The organism is Pantoea sp. Cy-639 (genome assembly GCF_011752525.1).
GTDB lineage: Bacteria > Pseudomonadota > Gammaproteobacteria > Pseudomonadales > Pseudomonadaceae > Aquipseudomonas.
The window spans coordinates 55535-72681 of the sequence record NZ_VWXI01000004.1 but is presented as its reverse complement, the minus strand read 5'-3'; the positions used below and the strand labels follow the sequence as shown (position 1 = coordinate 72681).

Sequence of the window (17147 nt, the reverse complement as noted above, 5' to 3'; positions counted from 1 at the left end):
CCATGTCCCCCAAGCGCAACAGCCCCCGAGGCCGCTACCTGGCCCTGCTCTGCCTGCTGCCGTTCGCCGTGTTCTTCGTCGTGTTCCAGATCGCCCCGCTGGCCTGGGTCGCCGTCAACAGCCTGCAGAGCGACAGTGGCTGGGGCCTGGCCAACTTCCACAAGGTGTTCGCCTCGAAGTTCTACCTGCAGGCGCTGCAGCGCAGCCTGGAGATCAGCTTCTGGTCGAGCCTGTTCGGCATCGTCATCGCCACCCTCGGCGCCTACTCGCTGCGTCAGGTCGACTCGAAACTGCGCGACTTCGTCAGCGCCTTCGCCAACATGACCAGCAACTTCTCCGGGGTGCCGCTGGCCTTCGCCTTCATCATCCTGCTCGGGTTCAATGGCGCGCTGACCCTGCTGCTCAAGCAGATGGGCCTGCTCGGCGATTTCAGCATCTACTCCAAGACCGGGCTGATCCTGGTCTACACCTACTTCCAGATCCCGCTCGGCGTGCTCCTGCTGTACCCGGCCTTCGACGCCCTGCGCGCGGACTGGCGCGAATCCGCCGCGCTGCTCGGCGCCAGCCACTGGCAGTTCTGGCGATACATCGGCCTGCCGGTCCTCACGCCGGCGCTGCTCGGCACTTTCGTCATCCTGCTGGCCAACGCCCTGGGGGCCTACGCCACCGTCTATGCCCTGACCACCGGCAACTTCAACGTGCTGCCGATCCGCATCGCCGGCCTGGTGGCGGGCGACATCAGCCTCGACCCGAACCTGGCCAGCGCCCTGGCCATGGTCCTGGTCGGATTGATGACCGTGGTCACCGTGGCCCATCAATGGCTGCTCAAGAGGAGCTACCATGCGCGCTGAAAAAACCTCCGCCGGGCTCTACCATCGGCTGGTGGTGTACCTGCTGTTTCTCATCCTGCTGCTGCCGCTGGCCGGCACCCTGCTCTACTCGCTGGCCACCAGCTGGTCGGCGACCCTGCTGCCCAGCGGCCTGACCTTCAAGTGGTACCTGGCGCTGTGGAGCGAACCACGTTTTCTCGCCGCCTTCGGCCAGTCGCTGCTGGTGTGCGTCGGCGCCCTGCTGCTGTCGGTGGTGCTGATCCTGCCGCTGCTGTTCGTGGTGCACTACCACTTCCCGAAACTCGACGCGCTGATGAACGTGCTGATCCTGCTGCCGTTCGCGGTGCCGCCGGTGGTCTCGGCGGTAGGCCTGCTGCAGCTGTACGGCAGCGGCCCACTGGCGATGGTCGGCACGCCGTGGATCCTGATCGGCTGCTACTTCACCATCGCCCTGCCGTTCATGTACCGGGCGATCACCAACAACCTGCAAGCCATCAACCTGCGCGACCTGATGGACGCTGCCCAGTTGCTCGGCGCCAGCCCCTGGCAGGCGGCGCTGCAAGTGGTGCTGCCCAACCTGCGCAAGGGCTTGATGGTGGCATTGCTGCTGTCGTTCTCGTTCCTGTTCGGCGAGTTCGTGTTCGCCAACCTGCTGGTGGGCACCCGCTACGAGACCCTGCAGGTGTACCTGAACAACATGCGCAACAGCAGCGGTCATTTCAACAGCGCCCTGGTGATTTCCTACTTCGCCTTCGTGCTGGTACTGACATGGGTTGCCAATCGCTTGAACAAGGACAAGACCTGACATGAGCTTCGTCAGCGTACAGAAACTGCAAAAGAGCTACGCCGGCAGCCCGGTGTTCGAGAACATCGACTGCCAGATCGAGCGCGGCGAATTCGTCACCCTGCTCGGCCCCTCGGGCTGTGGCAAATCCACCCTGCTGCGCTGCATCGCCGGCCTGACGCCGGTGGACGGCGGGCAGATCCTGCTCGATGGCCAGGACATCGTGCCACTGAGCCCGCAGAAGCGCGGGATCGGCATGGTGTTCCAGAGCTATGCGCTGTTCCCCAACATGACCGTGGAACAGAACGTCGCCTTCGGCCTGCGCATGCAGAAGGTCAAGGCCGCCGAAAGCCAGGTACGGGTGCGCGAGGCGCTCGAGCTGGTCGAGCTGGGCAGCTTCGCCAGCCGCTACCCGCATCAGTTGTCGGGCGGACAATGCCAGCGCGTGGCCCTGGCCCGCTCGCTGGTCACCCGGCCGCGCCTGCTGTTGCTCGACGAGCCGCTGTCGGCGCTGGACGCACGCATCCGCAAGCACCTGCGCGAGCAGATTCGCGCGATCCAGCGCGAGCTGGGACTGACCACCATCTTCGTCACCCATGACCAGGAAGAAGCGCTGACGATGTCGGACCGCATCGTCCTGATGAACCAGGGGCGCATCGTCCAGAGCGGCGACGCCGAAACGCTCTACACCGCGCCCGTGGACCTGTTCGCCGCCGGTTTCATCGGCAACTACAACCTGCTCGACGCCGACAGCGCCAGCCGGGTGCTGCAACGCCCGGTGGCCAGCCGCCTGGCGATTCGCCCGGAATCCATCACCTTGAGCCTGAACGGCGAACTGGACGGCGAAATCCGCAGCCACAGCCTGCTCGGCAACGTCATCCGCTACCGCGTGCTGGTGCGCGAGGTGGAACTGGTGGTAGACGTGCTCAACCGCTGCGCGGCCGACCTGCATGCGGACGGGCAACGGGTATCCTTGTCGATCGACCCCACGGCGCTACGAGAAGTGGCCTAAGGAGATTCAACGCATGGCACTGGCAATTTTCGATCTGGACGAAACCCTTATCCACGGCGACTGCGCGTCGCTGTGGAGCGAGCAGATGGCCCGGCTGGGCTGGGTCGACGCCAAGACGTTCCTCAAGCGTGACCAGGAATTGATGGAAGCCTACGGCAAGGGCCACCTGGCGATGGAAGACTACATGGCCTTCAGCCTGGAACCCATCGCCGGGCGCACGCTGGAAGAAGTGGAACACCTGGTCGAGCCTTGGGTGGAGGATGTGATCGAACCGATCATCTACGGCGATGCCTGCCGCTGCATCGCCGAACACCGCAAGCGTGGTGACCGGGTCCTGATCATTTCGGCCTCGGGCGCCCACCTGGTCGGGCCGATCGCGGCACGGCTGGGGGTGGACGAATACCTGGCCATCGAGCTGGAGGCGCACAACGGGGTGTTCACCGGCAAGACCCACGGCGTGCTGACTTACCGCGAGGGCAAGATCACCCGCTTGCTGGAGTGGCTGGACCAGGAGCAGGAGAACCTCGAGGGAGCGAGCTTCTACTCCGATTCGCGCAATGACCTGCCATTGCTGTCGAAGGTAGACCAGCCCAATGTGGTGAACCCGGATCCGGTGCTGCGCGAGCATGCCCAGACCAATGGCTGGCCGATTCTGAACTGGAGCTGAATGCCACAGGGCGCGCGCTGCGTCCCTTTCGCGACACAAGGCCGCTCCTGCAGGAAATCACACACCCAGCAGGAGCGGCCTTGTGTCGCGAAGGGCTGCAAGGCAGCCCCGACAGTCTCAAACCAATGAAGGGTCGATCACCATCACCAACTTGCCCGACACCTGGTTGCTCTCAAGCTCGGCATACGCCGCCTGGGCGAACTCGACCGGGTAGGTATCGACCAGTTGCGCTGACAACCGCCCTTCGCTGAACAATGGCCACACCTGCTGTTGCAGTTCGCGCAGCAACTCGGCCTTGCAGTCATCGTCACGGTTGCGCAGTGTCGAGCCGGTAATCTGCAAGCGCTTGCCCAGCACCAGCGCCAGGTCCAGCTCGACCTTGCGCCCCCCCATCAGGCCGATGATCACCCAACGCCCATCGCGCGCCAGTGCCTTGAGGTTCAACGCCCCATAGCTGGCCCCCACCGGATCGAGAATCACGTCGAACGGACCAAGCTGCTCGAGTTCGTCTAGGTTGGCATTGCGCACCACGCCTCCCGCAGCGCCAAGGCCCTGGCAGTAGGCCAGACGCTCGGGGGAACCCACGCTCACCCACACCGGGCTGCCGAAGGCCTTGCACAACTGGATGGCCGCCGAGCCTACGCCGCTGGCGCCGGCATGCACCAATACCTTCTCGCCAGCCTTCAGGCCAGCGAGCTGGAAGATGTTCAACCAGGCCGTGGCATACACCTCGGGCAACGCCGCCGCCTCGTGCAGGCTCAAGCCCTCGGGCACCGGCAGCACATGGCGGGCATCGACCACCACTTCCTCGGCCATGGCGCCGCTGGCGAGCAACGCGCATACCCGGTCGCCCACGCGCCAGTCGGCACCGGCGCCCACTTCCTCGACCACGCCGGCGCACTCCAGGCCCATGTATGGGCTGGCGCCTGGCGGTGGCGGATACAGCCCTTTCATTTGCAACAGGTCGGCACGGTTCAACCCGGCAGCGGCCACCCGGATGCGCACCTGGCCCGCATCACAGGCCGGGCGATCGGCCTCGACCCAGGCCACATGTCCGTCAACGCCTTGCAATGCCTTCACAGTGCCTCCATAGTTGAATCATATGACTGAGCCTGGGCGTGCACGTCCCAGGCTTTTTGCAGTATGCGTCCGGCTCCATGGAACCGGCGAACGGAAAAGACGGCCTACTATGCGTGATCAATTGCCTCCACGTCGAATCAGCATGAAGCATTTCCTCCCCAGCACCGCCCTCGCCCTCATGATCGGCCTGGGCAGCCTCACGCTCGGTGGCAATGCGGCCGCCGCCAACAAGTGGGACAGCCTGCAACCAGACCGCGACGAGGTGGTCGCCAGCCTCAACATCGTCGAGCTGCTCAAGCGCCACCACTACAGCAAGCCGCCGCTGGACGACGCCCGTTCGGTCATCATCTACGACAGCTACATCAAGCTGCTCGACCCGTCGCGCAGCTACTTCACCGCCGCCGACATCGCCGAGTTCGACAAGTGGAAGACCCAGTTCGACGACTTCCTCAAGAGCGGTAACCTCGACCCTGGCTTCACCATCTACAAGCGCTACCTGGACCGCGTGAAGCAGCGTCTGGACTACGCCCTCGGCGAGCTGAACAAGGGCGTCGACAAGATCGACTTCACCGTCAAGGAAGACCTGCTGGTCGACCGCAAGGACGCGCCGTGGATGAAGGATCAGGCTGCCCTCGACGAGCTGTGGCGCAAACGCGTCAAGGACGAGGTACTGCGCCAGAAGATCGCCGGCAAGGATCCCAAGCAGATCCAGGACACCCTGACCAAGCGCTACAAGAACCAGTTGGCGCGCCTGGACCAGACCCGTGCCGAAGATATCTTCCAGGCCTACATCAACACCTTTGCGCAGTCCTACGATCCGCACACCAACTACCTCTCGCCGGACAACGCCGAGAACTTCGACATCAACATGAGCCTGTCCCTCGAGGGCATTGGCGCAGTGCTGCAAAGCGACAACGACCAGGTCAAGGTCGTGCGCCTGGTGCCGGCGGGCCCGGCAGCCAAGACCAAGCAGGTCGCCCCTGCCGACAAGATCATCGGCGTGGCCCAGGGCAACAAGGAAATGGTCGACGTGGTCGGCTGGCGCCTGGACGAAGTGGTCAAGCTGATCCGCGGCCCGAAAGGCTCGGTGGTACGCCTCGAGGTGATCCCGGCGAGCAATGCGCCGAACGACCAGACCAGCAAGATCGTCTCGATCACCCGCGAAGCGGTGAAGCTCGAGGAGCAGGCGGCGAAGAAGTCGGTGCTCAAGCTCAAGCAGGATGGCCGCGACTACAAGCTGGGGATCATCGAGATCCCGGCCTTCTACCTGGACTTCAAGGCCTACCGCGCGGGTGACCCGGACTACAAGAGCACCACCCGCGACGTGAAGAAGCTGCTGACCGAGCTGCAGAAGGAAAAAGTCGACGGCGTGGTCATCGACCTGCGCAACAACGGCGGTGGCTCGCTGCAGGAAGCCACCGAGCTGACCAGCCTGTTCATCGAGAAAGGGCCGACCGTGCTGGTGCGCAATGCCGACGGCCGTGTCGACGTGCTCGAGGACGAGAACCCCGGCGCCTTCTACAAAGGCCCGCTGGCGCTGCTGGTCAACCGCCTCTCGGCCTCGGCCTCGGAGATCTTCGCCGGCGCCATGCAGGACTACCACCGCGCACTGATCATCGGCGGCCAGACCTTCGGCAAGGGCACCGTGCAGACCATCCAGCCCCTCAACCATGGCGAGCTCAAGCTCACGCTGGCCAAGTTCTACCGGGTTTCCGGACAGAGCACCCAGCACCAGGGCGTACTGCCGGACATCGCCTACCCGTCGATCATCGACACCAAGGAAATCGGCGAAAGCGCCCTGCCCGAAGCCATGCCGTGGGACACCATCCGCCCCGTGATCAAGCCGGCTTCCGATCCGTTCAAGCCGTTCCTGACCCAGCTCAAGGCCCAGCATGACGCGCGCAGCGACAAGGATGCCGAGTTCGTCTACATCCGCGACCGCCTGGCCCTGACCCAGAAGCTGATGAACGAGAAGACCGTCAGCCTCAACGAGCAGGAGCGCCGTGCACGCCACGACGAGATCGAGGCCAAGCAATTGGCGCTCGAGAATATCCGCCGCAAGGCCAAGGGCGAGGAGCCGCTCAAGGAGCTCAAGAAGGAAGACGAAGATGCGCTGCCAGCCGAGCCGGACGACAGCAAGCCGGAGGACGACGCCTACCTGTCGGAAACCGGTCGCATCCTGCTCGACTACCTCAGCCTGAGCACCTCGGTGGCCAAGCACTGAATGATGGCAAATTAATGTGACCTGTCATCAAACAGTCATCGGACTGTCGTGAAATAGAAGGGCCGGACGTGCAAGCGTCCGGCCTTTTTTCATTCAGGAAGCAGTCCATGACCGTCAACGAACAGCTCAGCGCATTGAGCGCCATCCTGGCTCAACGCAGCGTCCACTGTCTGTTCCAGCCCATCGTCTGTCTCTCCGAACGTCGCATCCTGGGCTATGAAGCCTTGAGCCGCGGGCCCTCCAACAGCCCCCTGCACTCTCCCCTGAACCTGTTCGCCGTCGCCCGCCAGGCTGGCCGCTTGAGCGAGCTCGAGGTGCTGTGCCGGGAAACCGCATGCCGGCGCTTCAGCGAACTGAACCTGAGCGGCAAGCTGTTTCTCAACGTCTCGCCCGAATCCTTGCTCGAGCCCCACTACCCTTCCGGGCGCACCCTGAAGATGCTCGAAGCGGTCGGCCTGCCCCCCAGCCGGGTGGTCATCGAGCTCACCGAGCAGACCCCTACCGAAGACTTCCAACTGCTGTTCAACGCCCTGCACCACTACCGGGACATGGGCTTCTCCATTGCCCTGGACGACCTGGGGGCTGGGTATTCGAGCCTGCGCCTGTGGTCGGAGCTACGTCCCGACTATGTGAAGATCGACCGCCACTTCATCGACGGTATCCACCAGGATCCGCTCAAGCGTGAATTCGTCGGCTCGATCCTGCAGATCGCTCGCGCGTCCCGAGCCCAGGTGATCGCCGAAGGCATCGAGCTGGGCGAAGAGCTGGCAGTGCTGGGAGACATGGGCGTGGACCTGGTACAAGGCTACCTGCTCGGCCGTCCGCAGGAGTTCCCGCTGGGTGACAATCCCAACCTGCTGCCCCAGCCCAGCGCCTGCGTGGTGGCCCTGGGCGAAGACAGCGGTGACCTCAATGCCCTGCTCATGGAACAACCGGCCGTCTCCCTGGATACCGCCACACAGCAGGTGCTCGAGGCTTTTCGCCGTCAGGCCAACCTCAACTCCCTCGCGGTGCTGGATGAACGCGGCAAGCCGTGCGGCATCGTCCACCGGCACTCACTGGCCGATGCATTGCTGCAGCCGTTCGGTACCGACCTGTTCGCGCGCAAGCCGATCAGCCGGTTGATGAGCCAGGATTTCCTCGCCGTGGAACGCGGGCAATCGTTGCAGCAAGTCAGCCGCCTGCTCACCAGCCGGGCCCGGCAGCGTATCGAGGAAGACTTCATCATTACCCAGAGCGGTCGCTACCTGGGCCTGGGGCGGGTGATCGATGTGCTCAAGCTGATCACCGAGCAGAAGATCCAGCAGGCCCGGCACGCCAACCCGCTGACCTTGCTGCCGGGCAACGTACCGATCCAGCAGTGTCTGGCACGCCTGCTGCAGCAACGCCGCGAGGCCGCGGTGTGCTATGTGGACATCGACAGTTTCAAGCCCTTCAACGACATCTATGGCTATGCCCGTGGCGATGAGGTCCTGCTATGCCTGGCACAATGCCTGAACGACTGCGTGGACCCGAGCCGCGATTTCGTCGGACATATCGGCGGGGATGACTTCATGCTGGTACTGGGCACGGCCGGCTGGCGCGAGCGCCTGCAGTTGCTGGTGGAAGCGTTCGCTCGACAATGCCGGCGCTTCTACCGTAGCGAACACCTCGAAGCTGGATGCTTCCTCGCCCATGACCGTCAGGGTCAACGCGAGACGTTCGCCTTGCTGTCATTGTCCATCGGCGTGGTGTGGCTGACGCCGCAGAGCGGCGCTCGGCTGGATGCGGGACAATTGGCCGAACTGGCCTCCCAGGCCAAGCGCCAGGCCAAGGAAAACCGCGGTTCGAGCCTCAGCCTGATCGAGGCCTGAACACCGACGCACTAGCGGCAGGCATCCGCCTGGCTGGCGAACCTTGCGCCGCAGTAGCGCTCAGGCCTGTTCGGGATAACGGTACTCGAACACCCGCACCACTTCCGAGGCATGCCAGGATGCCGCCTCCAGCCCGTCCGCCGGCCCGGAGAAACGCCCCAGCCGCTCGACGCACTCGAAGAACCCGGTACGTGGCAGGCGGCTGGCGCCCTGGCTGATCACCAACGAACTGCGCAACGGCTGCTCGGCACGGGCATCGATCACCGCCAGATACTCCAGGGCAGCAGTCAGGGTCTGCATCGCCGGGCTGGGCAGTTGCAGGCGCTCGAGCAGCGCACGGTAGGTCAGCAGGTGGCGTTGCCGGCGGGCCAGGTCGAGCTCGATCAGCAGGCTCTCCCAGTGCTGACGGCTGATCCTGACCTGGCTCATGACGGCTCGCTCCAACCGGCAATACCCAGGTGCCAGGCCAGGCTGCGCAGGATCGCCGCATCCGGGCGCCGTTCGCCGGACTCGATCATGGCCAGGTAGACCGGGCTGATGCCGACACTGCGCGCCAACTGTTCGGGCGCCAGGCCCTTGGCCTGACGCAACGACGCCAGCTGGTCCAGAGAGGACAAGCTGGCGCTTGTGTCGTTGTCTTCATGGCTGCTGGCAACTGGCGCAGGTACCGGGGCCTGGCCTGCGGCGGCGAGCAGCGCCTGATACTGCTCCCAGGGAACTACTGCGTACTCGGGCTGACCGTCCCGGCTGATGACCTGAATCCCCATTACAACCCCCTTAACATTGGATTACGGCATGTAATCCGTAGGCATAACGCTTATGCCAATTATATTACCAACCTCGGGGGTCTGTGCGGGTAGCGCGAGAATCAGTGTTCGCTGCGCTCCAGGCGCAGGGCTTCGGCAGTGGCCGGCAGACGCTCGACGACCCGCAGCCTTTCCGGCGCCTGGTTTTCACGCCAGGTTCTGAAGCGGGCCAGTTCATCGGCCACGGTCTTGAGCACCCAGCCCAGCACAGCGATGTCATCGAGCAGGCCGACGCCCAGCAACCAGTCGGGGATCGCATCCAGCGGGCTGACGAAGTACAACAAGCCCGCAACGATGGTCACCAGGGCCTTGGGACTCACAGCGCGATACTCGCCCCGCCACCAGGCCAGGCACAGGGCCTGCATCAGCCGGACATCTTCCCGCAACTGGCCCAGTTTTGGCCCCTTGCGGGCCACGGCGAACAGCAGCGCCGGCAGGCGACCGCGACTGAGCAGACGCTCGGCCAGCGGCAGGAAGCGGGTGAAGTTCCAGGGTGCGCTCATGAGACCTCCAGAGGAGCCGGGAAGGTTATCCACATTTATTGTGGATAACCTTGTGAACAGGGCGACCTTGAGGCCGCGTGGTGCCCGCCAGGCAAGGGCCGGGTACGGATCGGGCATTTTTTACACAGTCGTTTCAACCGCGCAAACGTTTTGCGACAGCCGCACCCGAGTTTACCCCCGGGCCTGACTTGCGACACTGAAAGACTGTCGCCGTTCAGTGAAGCGGACGACAGAAACGACGACGCCCCGTCGAAACGGGGCGTCGCGTTGAACGCAGGAGACTTACTTGGCCGGTGCTGCGTCGGCCGGTGCGTCCGCCTGGTTCATGTCCTTGATGCCCAGCAGTTCCAGATCGAACACCAGAACCGAGTTGGCCGGGATCAGCGGGCTCGGGCTCTGGGCGCCATAGGCCAGTTCGGCAGGGATGTACAGTTTGTACTTCTCGCCAACGTGCATCAGTTGCAGGCCTTCGACCCAGCCCGGAATCACGCCGCTGACCGGCAGGTCGATCGGTGCGCCGCGCTCGACGGAGCTGTCGAAGACCTTGCCATCGATCAGCTTGCCTTCGTAGTGAACGGTGACCACGTCGGTCGGCTTGGGCTGCGGGCCGTCGGCCTTCTTCACGACTTCATACTGCAGGCCGGAAGCGGTGGTGACCACGCCAGGCTTCTTGCCGTTTTCCTCGAGGAATTTCTTGCCGGCGCTGGCCGCTTCCTCGCTGGCCTTGGCCAGGCGCTCTTCGGCACGTTTCTGCAGGGCACTGAAGGCCTCTACCAGTTCTTCGTCCTTGAGGCGCTGTTCTTTCTTGCCGACAGCGTCTTCGATACCTTGGGCGACGGCTTTGGAGTCCAGGTCGTCCATGCCTTCCTGAGCCAGGCTCTTGCCCATGTTCAGGCCGATACCGTAGGAGGCTTTCTGTGCCGGAGTCTTCAGCTCGACGCTGCTGGTCTGGGCGTCGCAGCCCGCCAGGACCAGGCCTACCAGGGCAACCGCAGCCGCCAAACGATGCTGTTTCATGCTATTTCCTTGTTCATGCGCCATAAGGGCAATCAGGGTAAAGCCGCGAGCTTAACAGGCAGCTGTGACCAATGGCTACCGGCATAAGAGCGGGTTGTGGGCTGGAAGTTCCTGGGTTAAAGGATGTTCATCTACAGGCTTGCAGCCAGTGGCCAGTATTGACTGTTTTTGTGGGGGCTGCCGGGTGATTTTTCGTCGATATCCAGGCCATCGTGCAGCTGCCCGATGGCCTGGATATCGGCATGTGCCTGCACCCTAGCCAGGAAACCATTCACCCAAGGCTGGCTCGCGCAGGCACAAGAGCATATGATTCGAGTACGTTTCATATATGGATTATTACACCATGGGTATCGTCAAGATCTCCGATGACCTCCACGAAGACCTGCGCGTGGCCAGTACCGCGCTGTCGCGCTCGATCAACGCCCAGGCCGAACACTGGATCCGCATCGGCATGCTCGCCGAACTGCACCCTCAGGCCACCTATCAGGAGTTGCTGCGTCAATTGCTGCGCCAGGAACAGGCCAACCTCAAGGAACTGCTGCAATGAGCAAGGTGATACTCAAGGACGCCGCGCAACTGGAACTGATGCGCCGCGCCGGCCAGTTGCTGGCACGGGTGTTCGCCGACCTCGACGGTTTCATCCGCCCCGGCGTGACCACCCTGCAGATCAATGACCGCGCCGAAGCGTTCATCGTCGAGACGCTCAAGGCGCGTCCGGCAAGCAAGGGCCAGTATGGCTTCCCCTTCGCCTTGAACACTTCGGTGGACCACGTGGTATGCCACGGCATGCCCAAGGCCGACGAGATACTGAAGGAAGGCTCCATCGTCAATGTGGACATCACCCTCGAACAAGGTGGTTACATCGCCGATTCATCGAAGATGTACTGCATCGGTCAGATCACCGAAGAGGCCCGCAGACTGGTCGAGACCACGTATGCCGCCCTATGGAAAGGCATCGAGCAGGTACGACCCGGGGCGACCCTGGGCGATATCGGCCATGCCATCCAGACCCATGCCGAAGCAGCAGGCTACAGCGTGGTCCGCGAGTACTGCGGGCATGGCATCGGCACACAGATGCACGAGGCACCGGAGGTGCTGCACTACGGTCAACGCGGGATGGGCCTGAAGCTGCAACCAGGCATGGTGTTCACCATCGAGCCGATGATCAACCAGGGCGGACGGGGCACTCGCGGCCTGAAGGATGGCTGGACGGTGATCACCCGCGACCATTCCCTGTCAGCGCAATGGGAACATACGGTAGCCGTGACCGAGACGGGATACGAGATCCTGACGCTGCGCGGGGAAGAACGGCAGGCCTGACTGGCAATCCTGCAGGGGCTCCCCGCAGGATTGCCCTGCATGAGGGGCAGAAACAAAAAAAGCGACCCTAAGGTCGCTTTCTCTGTGGCTTCCGGGTGTTCAGTGGGCCCTGGAAGCTTGAATATGGCGCAGCGGACGGGACTCGAACCCGCGACCCCCGGCGTGACAGGCCGGTATTCTAACCGACTGAACTACCGCTGCGCTATACATCGAGTGGTGGGTGATGACGGGATCGAACCGCCGACCCTCTGCTTGTAAGGCAGATGCTCTCCCGGCTGAGCTAATCACCCTTCGTCTCGGTGTGGCGCGCATTCTACGGAGGGGCTGCCACCCTGGCAAGCACTTTTTTCAACTTTTTTAAAAAAAATTCTCAGGCCTTTCAAAGACCTAGCAGCGCCGGGCGTTCCTTCTTCCTTTATGCCACTGCTGGCCCTCTGACAGGGTTGGCCTGGAAGCACTGCTCGGAGAATAATGCCCGCCTTATGTATTAAGGAGAGATTCCCCCTCATGTGGTTCAAGAACCTGCTGTCCTATCGCCTGACCCAGGAAGTACCGTTCGAGGCAGAAGCGCTGGAAGCCGCCCTGGCCAGCAAGCCGGCCCGCCCCTGCGCCAGCCAGGAACTGACCACCTACGGTTTCGTCGCGCCGTTCGGCAAGGGCGAAGACGCCCCGCTGGTCCACGTCAGTGGCGAGTTCATGCTGATCGCCGCGCGTAAAGAAGAACGCATCCTGCCCAGCAGCGTGGTCAACGACGCGGTCAAGGAGAAGGTCGAAGAGATCGAGACCGAGCAGATGCGCAAGGTCTACAAGAAGGAACGCGACCAGATCAAGGACGAGATCATCCAGGCCTTCCTGCCGCGCGCGTTCATCCGCCGCTCGATGATCTTCGCCGCCATCGCCCCGCGCCTGGGCATGATCCTGGTCAACTCGGCCAGCGCCAAGCGCGCCGAAGACCTGCTGTCGACCCTGCGCGAAGTGATCGGCTCGCTGCCGGTCCGTCCGGCCACCGTGAAGATCGCGCCCAGCGCGACCATGACCGACTGGGTCAAGTCGCAGCAGGCCGCCGAAGGGTTCTACGTGCTCGACGAATGCGAGCTGCGCGATACCGCCGAAGATGGTGGCATCGTGCGCTGCAAACGCCAGGACCTGACCAGCGAGGAGATCCAGTTGCACCTGAGCACCGGCAAGGTGGTCACCCAGCTGGCCATGGCCTGGCAGGACAAGCTGTCGTTCGTGCTCGACGACAAGATGGTGATCAAACGCCTGAAGTTCGAGGAGCTGCTGCAGGAGCAGGCCGAACAGGACGGTGGCGACGAAGCACAGCAACAGTTCGACGCCAGCTTCATGCTGATGATGATGACCTTCACCGAGTTCCTGCCGGTGCTGTTCGAAGCGCTGGGTGGCGAAGAGATCCCGCAAGGCGTCTGATCGCAGCCGCGCTCACTGTAGGCGCCGGCCTTGCCGGCGAATACTGGCCCTCCCCAGACGCTGCGACGTCTGACGCTGGCGCCTACGGGTCACCATAAATAGAACAAGGACCTGCCCCCATGCGCGCCCTCGCCGCCCTCAGCCGCTTCGTCGGCAATACCTTCGCCCTGTGGGTACTGCTGTTCGCCTGCCTGGCCTTTCTCATGCCGCAATGGTTCATCGCCCTGAAAGTGGCCATCGTGCCGCTGCTGGGGCTGGTGATGTTCGGCATGGGCCTGACCCTCAAGCTCGACGATTTCGCCGCTCTCGCTCGTCAACCCTGGCGGGTGGCGCTGGGGGTAGTGGCGCACTTCGTGATCATGCCGGGCATGGCATGGCTGCTGTGCCAACTGTTCCAACTGCCGCCCGAGATCGCCGTCGGTGTGATCCTGGTCGGCTGCTGCCCGAGCGGCACGGCGTCCAACGTGATGGTCTGGCTGTCTCGCGGAGACCTGGCGCTGGCGGTGGCAATCGCCGCGGTGACCACCTTGCTCGCCCCGCTGCTGACCCCGACGTTGATCTGGTTCCTGGCCTCGGCCTGGCTGCCGGTCTCGTTCTTGGACATGTTCTGGTCGATCCTGCAACTGGTGATGCTGCCGATCGTGCTCGGCGTGCTGGCCCAGCGTCTGCTCGGTGCACGGGTACAGCTGGCGGTGCAGGTACTGCCGCTGGTGTCGGTGGTGAGCATCGTGATGATCGTCTGCGCGGTGGTCGCGGCCAGCCAGGCGAAGATCGCCGAGTCAGGCCTGCTGATCATGGCGGTGGTGATCCTGCACAACAGTTTCGGCTTCCTGCTCGGTTACCTGACCGGCAAGCTGTGCAAATTGCCGCTGGCCCAGCGCAAGTCGCTGGCGCTGGAGGTCGGCATGCAGAACTCGGGGCTCGGCGCGGCCCTGGCGGCGGCGCATTTCTCGCCACTGGCGGCGGTGCCCAGTGCGTTGTTCAGCGTGTGGCACAACATCTCGGGGGCACTGCTGTCGACCTGGTTCAGGCGTATGGAAGAACCCGCCGGCGCCGAACAACACACGCCAGCGCCATGACCTGCACAGGCGCCAGCCTTCCCGGCGCCCACAGAGGGCAGCACTTGCCGGCCCGCTGAAAAATGTGCACTATAGTGCGCACTGTGAGGACGACCTCACGACGCAGCGCGTGACCACTCCGGGGACGGCCCCATCATTCATACGATGGAGACTCACCATGTCCTGGATCATCCTGTTCTTCGCCGGCCTGTTCGAGGTCGGCTGGGCTATCGGCCTCAAGTACACCGACGGCTTCACCCGCCCTTTGCCTACCGTGCTCACCGTCGGCGCCATGGTCATCAGCCTCGGCCTGCTGGGCCTGGCCATGAAAGAACTGCCGCTGGGTACCGCCTATGCCATCTGGACCGGGGTCGGCGCGGTCGGCACGGTAATCGCCGGGATCATCCTGTTCGGCGAATCGATGGCCTTGGTGCGCCTGGTCAGCGTTGCGCTGATCATCTGCGGCCTGGTCGGCCTGAAGGTCAGCGCCAGCTGACCTTCACCCCCTACCGTCTCAACGCATCGCGCCGCGCAGCAGGCTTACCTGTTCGCGCAGCGCTTCAGGCTGCGCCGCCTCCGCCGGGATGGCGGTGCCAGCCACGATGGTCACCCGCGACCACAGGCGCTTGAAAAAGCCCTTGTTCGGATCGCGACTGAAGAAGCTGCCCCACAACCCCTGCAACGCCAGCGGAATCACCGGCACCGGCGTTTCCTCCAGGATGCGGCTGACGCCCCCCTTGAACACATCGATCTCGCCATCCGAACTCAGCTTGCCCTCGGGGAAGATGCACACCAGCTCGCCATCGGCCAGGTACTGGGCAATGCGCGCGAAGGCTCGCTCGTAGGTGGCCTCGTCCTCGCCACGCCCAGCGATGGGAATGGCCCCGGCGGTGCGGAACACGAAGTTGAGTACCGGCAGGTTGTAGATCTTGTAATACATGACGAAGCGGATCGGCCGGCGGATGGCGCCACCGAGCAGCAGCGCATCGACGAACGACACATGGTTGCACACCAGCAGCGCCGCGCCTTCGTCAGGGATACGCTGCAGCTCGCGGTGCTCGACCCGATACATCGAGTGGCTGAGCAGCCAGATCAGGAAGCGCATGGTGAACTCCGGAACGATCCGGAAGATGTAGGCGTTGACCGCGATATTGAGCAACGACACCACCAGGAACAGCTCTGGGATGCTCAGCTTGACCACGCTCAGCAGGACGATGGTGATCAGCGCCGACACCACCATGAACAGCGCATTGAGGATGTTGTTGGCAGCGATCACCCGAGCCCGCTCGCCCTCGGCGGTGCGTGCCTGGATCAGGGCATACAGCGGCACGATGTAGAAGCCGCCGAACACCCCGAGGCCGATGATCGAGGCCATGATCCACCAGGCCTGGCTCATGCCCAGCAGGGCCAGCCAGTCATGCGGGGCTACGCCAGCCGGTACGTCACCCGAATGCCACCACCAGAGCAGGCCGAACAGGGTCAGGCCGAACGAGCCGAACGGCACCAGGCCGATCTCCACCTTGCGCCCACTGAGACGCTCGCAGAGCAGCGAACCCACGGCGATACCAACCGAGAACAGGGTCAGCACCAGGGTCACCACGGTTTCGTCGCCGTGCAGCCAGTCCTTGGCGTAGGCCGGGATCTGCGTGAGGTAGATGGCGCCGACGAACCAGAACCACGAGTTGCCGACGATCGAGCGCGACACCGCGGGCGTCTGCCCCAGCCCCAGGCGCAAGGTCGCCCAGGATTGCTTGAAGATGTTCCAGTCCAGCTTCATGTCCGGCGCGGCCGCGGCGGCCCGCGGGATCCAACGGCTGGCGAAATAGCCGAGCAGCGCGGTGCCGACCACCCCAGCCGCGGCCAGCGTGGCATAGCTGGACGACGACATCAGCACCCCGGCGCCGATGGTGCCGGCGAGAATCGCCAGGAAGGTGCCCATTTCCACCAAGCCGTTGCCGCCGACCAACTCTTCCTCGCGCAGGGCCTGGGGCAGGATCGAGTACTTCACCGGACCGAACAGCGCCGAGTGAGTACCCATGGCGAACAGCGCCAGCAGCATCAGTTCGAGGTGGTGGGTAACGAAACCAGTGGCGCCGATGGCCATGATGGCAATCTCGGCCAGCTTGATGACGCGGATCAATCGATCCTTGGCGAACTTCTCGCCGAACTGCCCGGCCAGCGCCGAGAACAGGAAGAACGGCAGGATGAACAGCAAGGCGCAAAGATTGACCCAGATCGAGCGGTCGCCCTCCAGGCTCAACTTGTAGAGGATCGCCAGGATCAACGACTGCTTGAACAGGTTGTCGTTGAAGGCGCCCAGCGACTGGGTGATGAAGAACGGCAAGAAGCGCCGCTTGCCGAGCAGGGTGAATTGCGAGGGGTGACTCATCGTCCTTGTACCTGATTGGGCTTTGTCATTGGAGGCACGTACAGCGCGCAAGGCCACAAATCTGCACGGGAATGCTCGCGGGCACAACCTTTATAGGACGCGGGAGCAGACCGCGGAAGCAAGCCTTACGGGAAATGACCTACGAGGGAGTGGGCTTGCCCTCACAAGCCCCGCTC

At 63.6% G+C, this 17147-nt stretch carries 17 protein-coding genes and 2 tRNA genes; 11 read left to right on the top strand and 8 right to left on the bottom strand.

Annotated features, from left to right (window positions below; translation table 11 throughout):
* Positions 1–2 precede the first annotated feature (2 nt).
* From F3J43_RS06580 to F3J43_RS06565, 4 genes are read left to right on the top strand one after another with little or no spacing between them, the layout of a single operon-like run.
* Positions 3–851, top strand: coding sequence for an ABC transporter permease (locus F3J43_RS06580; protein ID WP_166884399.1), 849 nt, complete (start codon positions 3–5; stop codon positions 849–851).
* Positions 841–1635, top strand: coding sequence for an ABC transporter permease (locus F3J43_RS06575; RefSeq protein WP_166884006.1), 795 nt, complete (start codon positions 841–843; stop codon positions 1633–1635). The genes F3J43_RS06580 and F3J43_RS06575 overlap by 11 nt, the downstream gene beginning before the upstream one ends.
* A gap of 1 nt (position 1636) precedes the next feature.
* Complete coding sequence (locus F3J43_RS06570; RefSeq protein ID WP_166884005.1) at positions 1637–2626, top strand: ABC transporter ATP-binding protein; 990 nt, start codon at positions 1637–1639, stop codon at positions 2624–2626.
* 13 nt (positions 2627–2639) lie between these two features.
* The gene (locus F3J43_RS06565) at positions 2640–3293 is read left to right on the top strand and encodes an HAD family hydrolase (protein WP_166884004.1); all 654 of its coding nucleotides are present in this window, start codon (positions 2640–2642) and stop codon (positions 3291–3293) included.
* A 117-nt stretch (positions 3294–3410) separates the two neighbouring features.
* On the opposite strand, the gene F3J43_RS06560 is transcribed toward F3J43_RS06565, so the two are convergent.
* Positions 3411–4373, bottom strand: a complete 963-nt coding sequence (locus F3J43_RS06560; protein ID WP_166884003.1) for an NAD(P)H-quinone oxidoreductase — start codon at positions 4371–4373, stop codon at positions 3411–3413.
* Between the two features lie 142 nt (positions 4374–4515).
* Here F3J43_RS06560 and F3J43_RS06555 point away from each other — a divergent pair, with 142 nt between their 5' ends.
* Together F3J43_RS06555 and F3J43_RS06550 are read left to right on the top strand one after the other, a co-directional pair.
* Complete coding sequence (locus tag F3J43_RS06555; RefSeq protein ID WP_502706598.1) at positions 4516–6597, top strand: carboxy terminal-processing peptidase; 2082 nt, start codon at positions 4516–4518, stop codon at positions 6595–6597.
* Positions 6598–6704: 107 nt separating this feature from the next.
* Positions 6705–8450 carry a bifunctional diguanylate cyclase/phosphodiesterase gene (locus F3J43_RS06550; protein WP_166884001.1) on the top strand — a complete coding sequence of 582 codons (1746 nt, stop codon included), beginning with the start codon at positions 6705–6707 and terminating at the stop codon, positions 8448–8450.
* 60 nt (positions 8451–8510) lie between these two features.
* Here the strand turns inward: F3J43_RS06550 and F3J43_RS06545 are convergent, their stop codons facing one another.
* The 4 genes from F3J43_RS06545 to bamJ form a co-directional block, all read right to left on the bottom strand.
* The gene (locus F3J43_RS06545; protein ID WP_166884000.1) at positions 8511–8879 is read right to left on the bottom strand and encodes a hypothetical protein; all 369 of its coding nucleotides are present in this window, start codon (positions 8877–8879) and stop codon (positions 8511–8513) included.
* Complete coding sequence (locus F3J43_RS06540; protein WP_166883999.1) at positions 8876–9217, bottom strand: helix-turn-helix domain-containing protein; 342 nt, start codon at positions 9215–9217, stop codon at positions 8876–8878. Before F3J43_RS06540 ends, F3J43_RS06545 begins: the two co-directional genes overlap by 4 nt.
* A gap of 101 nt (positions 9218–9318) precedes the next feature.
* A complete protein-coding gene (locus F3J43_RS06535; RefSeq protein WP_166883998.1) occupies positions 9319–9759 on the bottom strand; it encodes a YkvA family protein in 441 nt (146 codons plus the stop codon).
* 282 nt (positions 9760–10041) lie between these two features.
* Positions 10042–10776 carry a BamJ family beta-barrel-assembly machinery protein gene (gene bamJ / locus F3J43_RS06530; RefSeq protein WP_166883997.1) on the bottom strand — a complete coding sequence of 245 codons (735 nt, stop codon included), beginning with the start codon at positions 10774–10776 and terminating at the stop codon, positions 10042–10044.
* A gap of 343 nt (positions 10777–11119) precedes the next feature.
* Between bamJ and F3J43_RS06525 the strand changes: the two genes are divergently transcribed.
* Together F3J43_RS06525 and map are read left to right on the top strand one after the other, a co-directional pair.
* Positions 11120–11323 (top strand): ParD-like family protein, encoded by a 204-nt coding sequence (locus tag F3J43_RS06525; protein WP_166884396.1) that lies wholly within the window; start codon positions 11120–11122, stop codon positions 11321–11323.
* Positions 11320–12096: a type I methionyl aminopeptidase gene (gene map, locus F3J43_RS06520; protein ID WP_166883996.1), complete on the top strand. Its 777-nt coding sequence runs from the start codon at positions 11320–11322 to the stop codon at positions 12094–12096. Before F3J43_RS06525 ends, map begins: the two co-directional genes overlap by 4 nt.
* A gap of 124 nt (positions 12097–12220) precedes the next feature.
* Here the strand turns inward: map and F3J43_RS06515 are convergent.
* Positions 12221–12297, bottom strand: a tRNA-Asp gene (locus tag F3J43_RS06515).
* 13 nt (positions 12298–12310) lie between these two features.
* Positions 12311–12386, bottom strand: a tRNA-Val gene (locus tag F3J43_RS06510).
* Between the two features lie 217 nt (positions 12387–12603).
* Here F3J43_RS06510 and rdgC point away from each other — a divergent pair.
* The 3 genes from rdgC (at position 12604) to sugE (ending at position 15078) form a co-directional block, all read left to right on the top strand.
* Entirely contained in the window at positions 12604–13524 is a 921-nt protein-coding gene (rdgC, locus tag F3J43_RS06505) for a recombination-associated protein RdgC (RefSeq protein WP_166883995.1), read from the top strand.
* A gap of 119 nt (positions 13525–13643) precedes the next feature.
* Complete coding sequence (locus F3J43_RS06500; protein WP_166883994.1) at positions 13644–14603, top strand: bile acid:sodium symporter family protein; 960 nt, start codon at positions 13644–13646, stop codon at positions 14601–14603.
* Between the two features lie 157 nt (positions 14604–14760).
* Entirely contained in the window at positions 14761–15078 is a 318-nt protein-coding gene (gene sugE, locus F3J43_RS06495) for a quaternary ammonium compound efflux SMR transporter SugE (protein WP_166883993.1), read from the top strand.
* Between the two features lie 18 nt (positions 15079–15096).
* Here the strand turns inward: sugE and F3J43_RS06490 are convergent, their stop codons facing one another.
* Entirely contained in the window at positions 15097–16971 is a 1875-nt protein-coding gene (locus tag F3J43_RS06490; protein ID WP_166883992.1) for an MFS transporter, read from the bottom strand.
* Between the last annotated feature and the right edge of the window lie 176 nt (positions 16972–17147).